Below are 7663 nucleotides of genomic sequence, written 5' to 3'. Positions count from 1 at the left end.
GTGGCGAGGGCGGTCACGTGGAGGGCGTCTTCAATGCAGTCATCGAGACGACCTACCAGGTCATCAGCGAGCGGCGGACTCGCGTGCTGCGCGAGCTCGGCGAGAGGACAGCGGCGGCGCGCTCTGCCGACGAGGCCTGCGCCCTGGCGGCAAGCAGTCTGGGTTCGGCGGCTCATGACGTGCCGTTCTGCGCACTCTACCTTGTCGACGAGACGGCCCAGCTCGCACGGCTTGCCGCGTCCTCGGGGCTCTCTCGTGGCGGGCCGGCCGCTCCAGAGCTCATCCCGCTGGTCGAGGAATCGGCTGCACCCTGGCCGTTCTCTCGCGTGCGGCGCTCCGGTCGAGCAGAGCTCGTGACTGGGCTCTCTGAGCGATTCGACGCTTCGCTGCCCGGCGGCCCATGGCCGGAACCTGCGGACTCAGCGCTGGTCGCGCCCCTCGTCACGGCCGCTGCGGCGCGTGCGGCGGGGTTCCTCGTCCTGGGTGTGAGCCCTCGGCGTGCGCCGGACGAGGAGTACCGCCAGTTCGCTGAGCAGGCCGCAGCGCACATCACCACCGTCGTCTCGAGGGCGACCGCTGACGAGGCAGAACGCAAGCGGGCCGAGGCGCTGGCCGAGCTGGACCGGGCCAAGACGGCTTTCTTCAGCAACGTCAGTCACGAGTTCCGCACGCCGCTCACCCTCATGCTCGGCCCCATCGAGGATGGCCTGTCGGATACCGAGCAGCCCCTCCCTCCTGCCCAGCGCGAGCGCCAGGAGCTCGTCCGCCGCAACGGACTGCGCCTCCAGAAGCTCGTCAACACACTGCTCGACTTTGCCCGCATCGAAGCCGGGCGTGCTCAGGCCTCCTTCGTCCCCACGGACCTTGCCGCGCTCACCACGGACCTTGCGAGCAGCTTCGACTCCGCGCTGGGGGCCGCCGGCCTCAAGATGGTGGTGGACTGCCCAGCCCTGCCGGAGGCCGTCTACGTGGATCCGGCGATGTGGGAGAAGGTTGTCTTGAACCTCCTCTCGAACGCCTTCAAGTTCACCTTCAAAGGAGAGATTCGCGTCTTCCTCCAGTGGCTGGGCGAGCGCGTGGAGCTGAGCGTCCAGGACACCGGCACTGGCATTCCGGAAGAAGAGCTCCCCCGCATCTTCGAGCGCTTCTTCCGTGTGGAGGGAGCACGCGGTCGCAGCTACGAAGGCACAGGCATTGGTCTTGCGCTGGTGCAGGAGCTGGTGAAGCTGCATGGCGGGAAGGTGACGGTGAAGAGCGCCCTGGGAAAGGGGAGCACCTTCACGGTGAGTCTTCCGACCGGCTCCGCGCACCTCCCGAGAGGCTCCGTGCGCGCTGCCCGAACGCTGGCTTCTACCGGGGTCGGGCCTGACTCGTTTCTCGCAGAGGTACCCCAGTGGAATGAAGCCGAGTCACCCTCAGCAGCTCCGCGCGCGACGCCCGCCCCGGTCAACGCAGCGCCGTCGGCCCTCCACGAGGGGGCTCGCATTCTGGTGGCGGACGACAATGCGGACATGCGCAAATACCTCGCGCGGTTGCTGTCGCCCCACTGGACGGTAGAGGCCGTGGAGGATGGTGCGCAGGCCATTGCCGCGGCGCAGGCGAGTCCACCCGACCTCATCCTCTCCGACGTGATGATGCCGGGCATGGACGGACTGGAACTGGTCCAGGCGCTGCGCGCGGACGTGCGCACCCGCACCATCCCAGTGGTGCTGCTGTCCGCCCGCGCGGGCGAGGAAGCCACCATCGAGGGGCTGCGGAGCGGCGCGGACGAATACCTCATCAAGCCCTTCTCCGCGAACGAGCTCCTCGCGCGCGTCAACGCCCAGCTGACGGTGTCGCGCCTGCGCCAGGAAGCAGTGCGCGCCGAGCGCGCGCATGCCGCGGAGGCCACCCGGCTGCTCGAAGAGTCCAGACGGGCCACCCGTGCGCGTGAGGAGACACTCGCGGTCGTCAGTCACGATCTGCGCTCCCCGCTCGCCGCCATCAGCACGGCGGCCGAGCTCCTCCAACGGGCCTTCGGGGATGACGCGCGCGAGGCACGGCTGCGGAAGCATACCGGCTCCATTCGCCGCAGCATCACTCGCATGAACCGGCTCATCGGCGACCTGCTCGACCTGGCGAGCATCGACTCGGGCACGCTCTCCCTCACACCGCAGCCTCACACGGCGGAGGAGCTCCTCCACGAAGTCCAGGAGATGTTTGAGCTACGGGTGAGAGAGAAGGGTCTCCAGTTCACCTCCGAGCTCGAACCGGATCTTCCCGTCCTCCCGTGCGACAAGGAACGCATCCTCCAGGCACTCGCCAACCTGCTCTCCAACGCGGTGAAGTTCACCGCCAAGGGCGGCGTCACCCTGCGCGCGCAGCGCCAGCCGGAAGGCATCCTCTTCTCGGTCAGCGACACGGGAGCCGGCATCGCTCCGGAAGCACTCCCCCATGTGTTCGACCGGTACTGGCACTCCGCTCAGAAGGGACGTGAGAGCCATGGCCTCGGGCTCTCCATCGCTCGGGGTGTCGTCGAAGCCCACGGAGGCACCCTCCGTGTCGAGAGCGAGCCGGGACGGGGCACTACCTTCTCTTTCCTGCTGCCCACGAGTCCCGCGGCGCGAAGAGCTCCCACGGCCCCTTCAGAGGTGACGCTCCACACGGAGGCCACGGCGGTCAGCGCCACCACGCCGCAAGCGGCCCGGAGCAGCTCTCTCACGTATGACTTCCTGGCCGGCGGGGGCGAGATGGGCAAGCTCATTCGAGCGATGGACTGGTCGAAGACGCCGCTCGGTCCGGTGGAGCGCTGGCCGCAGAGCCTGCGGACGATGGTCGGATTGCTGCTGCGCAACCGCTTTCCGCTGTTGCTGTGGTGGGGGCCAAAGCTCGTCCAGTTCTACAACGACGCGTATCGCCCGATCCCCGGCTCCAAGCATCCGAACGCGCTCGGTCAGGCCGCGAGCGAGTGCTGGGCGGAAATCTGGCACATCATCGGGCCGATGATCGAGGCGCCGTTTCGCGGCGAGCCTGCCACGTCGAGCGACGATCTCCCTCTGATGATCCACCGTAACGGCTTCCTCGAAGAGACCCACTTCAAGGTCGCGTACAGCCCGGTTCCCGACGAAACGGTGACTGGGACCGGCATCGGCGGAGTCCTCGCGACGGTCTCGGAGATCACCGCTCAGGTCTACGCAGAGCGGCAGTTGCGAACCTTGCGCGAGCTCGCGGTCCGAGCCGCTGAGGCGAAGTCGGCCGCAGAAGCATGCGAGAACGCCGTCTCGACGTTGGCCGAGAACCCCGCCGACGTGCCGTTCTCCGTCTTCTATCTCCTGAGTGATGGGGCTCGCGCGGTGATGACGGCCTCGTCCGGGTTCAGCGCGGCCACCGAGGCTGCTCGCCCCTCGACGCTGGAGATCGCGGATGACGTGTGGCCGCTGGCGAGTGCCGTCGCCGAGCGACGCATCCAAGCGATTCACGATCTGCGCTCGCGATTCGACGCGCTGCCGACGGGTGCGTGGGCCGAACCTCCACACTCGGCGATGGTGCTTCCGCTCGCGGCGCCGGACCAAGAACGTCCTTATGGGGTGCTGATCGTAGGGCTCAGCCCGCATCGTATGCTCGACGAGGGTTACCGGAGCTTCTTCGAATTGGCTGCGGCGCAAGTCGTCACCGCGATCCGCAACGCGCGGGCCTACGAGGAGGAGCGAGCACGCGCCGAAGCGCTCGCGGAAGTCGACCGCGCGGACACGGGGGTGGGCATTCCCGAGGAGGAGCTCCCGCGTGTCTTCGAGCGTTTCTACCGCGTCCGCGTCACCCAGGGCCGAAGCCACGAAGGCACCGGCATCGGGCTCGCCTTGGTGCAGGAGCTGGTAAAGCTCCACGGCGGAAGTGTCGCGGCGAAGAGCAAGCTCGGCGAGGGCACCACCTTCACCGTGCGGATGCCGCGCGGCTCGGCGCATCTGCCGTCCGACCGCGTCGAGCGCACCTCTCGTCCGCGCTCGTCGGCGACCCACGCCGTGCTCTTCACCGAGGAAGCGCGCCGTTGGGCTCTCCCGAGAACCGCGGTGGAGGCGCCGCGCATCGAAGCATCCGCGGGCACGCTGCCGGAAGTGCCTGGCGCGCTCTCGTCCGCTCGCATCCTCCTCGCGGATGACAACGCTGACCTGCGCACCTACGTGTCCGGACTGTTGGGCCAGGTATTCCGGAACGTGGACACCGTGGCGGATGGGCGCGCGGCCCTCGAGGCGGCACGCACGAGGCGACCGGACCTCATCCTCTCCGACGTGATGATGCCAGTGCTGGATGGTTTTGGACTCGTGCGGGAGCTGCGCGCGGACGAGCGCACGCGGGCCATCCCCATCATCCTCCTCTCTGCGCGTGCGGGCGATGAGTCCTCGGTCGAAGGTCTGCAGAGTGGAGCGGATGACTACCTCGTGAAGCCCTTCTCGGCCCGCGAGCTCATCGCGCGCGTCCGCACCCAGCTGGAGATGGTACGGGTTCGGCGGGAGATGGCTCGCCACGAGTTCTCGGGGGAGCAGCTCCGTGCGACACTGAAGGCGCGTGACGAGTGGCTCACCGTCGTGAGCCACGAGCTACGGACGCCCTTGAGCGCGCTGGCGCTGAGCGTCCAGTCCCTCCTGCGAAGCGTCGCCTTCGAGGCACGCACCGGGCTCTCCCCAGAAGAAGCGAGGATGAAGGCGCATACCACGACCAAACATCTCCATCGCCTGACGCGTCAGGTGGAGCAGCTCGTGGACGTGGCGGAGCTCATCTCGGGTCGTCTGGAGCTGGCGCCTGAGGAAGTCAACCTCTCTGGGGCTGTCGCCGCCGTGATTGAGGAAGCGCGGGAGAAGGCCGCGCGCCTGGGTTGCACCGTCATCTTGAGCGCGAGCACTCCGGTGGTGGTCCGCTACGATCGGCCCCGGCTGCACCAGCTGGTGGAGAGCCTCCTCGACAACGCGCTCAAGTTCGGGGCGTCCAGGCCCGTGGAAGTCACCGTGGCGGAAGAGGCGAGTCACGCGTTGATTCGCATCGTGGACCACGGCGACGGCATCGCCCCGGAGGACCAGGAGCGCGTCTTTGGCCGCTTCGAGCGCGCCGCTCCCATCCGGAACTACGGCGGCTTCGGGCTGGGCTTGTGGAGGGCTCGCCACATCGCGGAGGCGCACGCCGGAAGCATCCTCCTGACGCGGACCGAGGGCGGAGGGGCGACCTTCACCGTGGTCTTGCCGCTCCCTTGAGGAGCTCGGTCTGGTGAGCGCCTGGCGGGCGAGGGCATGCCTGGCTGGCCGTGTAGCGGTGCGGCCGCATCGTCCCCCTGCTGTGCGTGCACCTGCGCAGTGAGCGCGGACTGGATGTCACCGAGCGGACTCTGCGCCGTCGCCTCCACCAGCTGCGCTACCGCTGGAAGCGCCCCCGCTACGTCTACGCCCACAAGGCCAAGCACCTACCCCAAAAAAAGCGGCGCTCATTCGCCGACTCAACGCCCTGCGCAAGCGCTCCCCACGCTGGTAGTGCTGGTGCTGGATCAAACCATCCTCCGGCTGTTCCCACCGCTGAGGAGCGCTTGGTCCCGTCAGGGACAGCAGGCCCGGGTTCGTATCAGCGGCGAGAACGCCAAGGCCGTGCTGTGGGGCGTGCTCAACCCCTATACCGGGCACCGGCTGGTGCAGGTGTTGGACAAGGCCAGCGGCCACCGCACACCTGCCTCCAAGCAGTTGGCAGCGCAGCTCGGAATTCAACTGCTGTGGCTGCCCACACAAGCCCCGGAGTTGAACCCGATGGACCAGTTGTGGAGGGACTTCAAACGCGAGGTCTCCGCCAACCACCAGTACCTGGACATTGCTGCGCATGTGGACGCGGGAGTCAGCTGGGTACTCCAGCTCTCGCCCACGGAAGTTTTACGCAAGGCCGGCGCCCTTGCTCCTGGCTTCTGGCTCCGCAAGAAGTAGTTCGGGTTATTCTGGCGACCCACTTAGCGCGCGCTGCCCGCGGCCACGCCGAGCCGCTGCTCGTAGGCGTCCAGGGTCCGCTGCCAGGAGGGCCGCGCCTCGCACCGCTCGCGATAGGCGCTGACCCGGGGGTAGCGCTCGAGCACGCCCCCGTGGCGCACCTCGCGCAGCACGGTGGTCATCAGCAGGTCCGCGACCGTGAACTCCTCCCCGGTGAGGTACGGGCGCTCCTTCAGCCAGTCCTCGAGCCCGCTCAACCCCCGGTCCGCCCACTCCACCAAGCCGGGCCGGCGCTGCGCCCCGGTGGGATCAGCGGCGCCGAACAGATCGATCATCGCGATCTGAAACAGCGGGGGCTCCAGGGTGTTGAGCGCGGCGAAGCACCAGCGCGTCACCTGGGCTCGGCCCTTCAGGTCGGCGGGCATGAGCTTGCCGGTCTTCTCCGCGAGGTAGAGCACCACCGCGCCCGTCTCGGTGAGCACGAAGCCCTCGTCGTCGAGCACCGGGGCCTGGGAGAAGGGGCTCAGCCGCCGGAACTCCTCGCTCCGGAACTCACCCGCGGGATGATCCAGGCCGCGCACCTGGTAGGGCAGGCCCGTCTCCTCGAGCATCCACAGGACGCGCAGATCGCGCGTGAGACCCACCACCTGGGAGTTGACGCGGCCGAAGCCGTAGAGCGTGAGCGGCATGGACCGGCACCCTACCAGGGGGCCGGCCCCCCCACTGAAGACTTCTCCAACACCCCGCGGCCTGGGGTGGCCCTCGCGCCGGGGCCAACCTCACACCTGCCGTGGGCAAGCCCAGGTGCTCCACAATCGCCCGTACCCCTCGTGCTCCCTTCACTTACGCCAATACCCGTCTCCTGCCTCCACACCTCACGCTGGCGAACACGTCGAAGTCGAACCTCCTCTTCAGCAACTCTGCCCAGTCCACTCGCGCCGTCCTCTCCTTCATCCGCTCCTTCCTGGCCGCTGCCTCAATCCCCTCGCTCGCCTCCTCCGCGTTGAGGTCGCTGGCGTCCCCGAGCTGTCCGGTGCCGGGAAAGCCCATCACGAACACGCGCGGCGCGGGCCTACTCGAACAGCGTCACCTCGAACGGGTTCTCCACGTCCTTCACCACGTTATGGAGGTTGAGCTCGATGCCCTGGCCGGCGACCTCCAGTCCACCGTCCACCTCGAAGCCGGTCTCGGTGAAGGTGTTCCCGGAGAACGTCACATCCGGCACGTTCCGCAGCGCCTCGCGGAAGTTGCCCCGCAGCAGCTCCGAAGCGATCTCCAGGCCGTCCGTCAGCTCCACGTCCGGCACCTCGAAGCCCACCTCGGCGCCCACTCTGGGCGTGCCTCCGCCCGAGACGGACACCGAGCCCTCGATCGAGGTCTCCGCGTTGGGCAGCAGGTTCGACAGGCCACCCGAGACGTCGGCGATGAATGCGCCCGCCTGGAGGACATCCCCCACGTCCCCGAGATCATCCGGCAGCGGGATGCGAGTGGACACGGTGTAGTTGGCCTCGGCCTCGGCCTGGGCCAGATCCAGCGAGCCCGTCACGCCGCTGTTGGCGAACAGATCGGCGGTGAGGCCCGCGGAGACGCTGCCCTCGAGGTGCTGCTGGCGGACCAGCGACACCGGCTTGCCGTCCTCGAGCTCCAGCCGGTAGGTGATACCGGCCTCGGCGCCCGCCTCGGCGCCCCCGGTGACGGTGCCCAGCTCCAGCTCCGCCTCCACCGAGGCG

The 7663-nt window shown here is 68.4% G+C and carries 5 protein-coding genes; 2 read left to right on the top strand and 3 right to left on the bottom strand.

From position 1 onward, the window contains the following. The first annotated feature begins 17 nt into the window (after positions 1-17). Both VD972_RS08445 and VD972_RS08440 read left to right on the top strand, forming a co-directional pair. Entirely contained in the window at positions 18-5222 is a 5205-nt protein-coding gene (locus VD972_RS08445; protein ID WP_324983516.1) for an ATP-binding protein, read from the top strand. Between the two features lie 279 nt (positions 5223-5501). After that, positions 5502-5933 (top strand): transposase, encoded by a 432-nt coding sequence (locus tag VD972_RS08440; protein ID WP_324983510.1) that lies wholly within the window; start codon positions 5502-5504, stop codon positions 5931-5933. Positions 5934-5956: 23 nt separating this feature from the next. Here VD972_RS08440 and VD972_RS08435 read toward each other — a convergent pair whose 3' ends face one another. The 3 genes from VD972_RS08435 to VD972_RS08425 all read right to left on the bottom strand — a co-directional run. Continuing rightward, on the bottom strand, positions 5957-6622 hold the full coding sequence (locus tag VD972_RS08435; protein WP_324983507.1) for a glutathione S-transferase family protein: 666 nt from the start codon (positions 6620-6622) through the stop codon (positions 5957-5959). 154 nt (positions 6623-6776) lie between these two features. After that, positions 6777-6992 carry a hypothetical protein gene (locus VD972_RS08430; RefSeq protein ID WP_324983503.1) on the bottom strand — a complete coding sequence of 72 codons (216 nt, stop codon included), beginning with the start codon at positions 6990-6992 and terminating at the stop codon, positions 6777-6779. 13 nt (positions 6993-7005) lie between these two features. Further along, positions 7006-7663: hypothetical protein (locus VD972_RS08425; RefSeq protein ID WP_324983500.1), on the bottom strand; the 658-nt coding region annotated here is incomplete at its 5' end.

Source organism: Hyalangium sp. (assembly GCF_035629615.1).
Lineage (GTDB): Bacteria > Myxococcota > Myxococcia > Myxococcales > Myxococcaceae > Hyalangium.
This window is presented reverse-complemented; position numbering and strand designations above follow the sequence as displayed.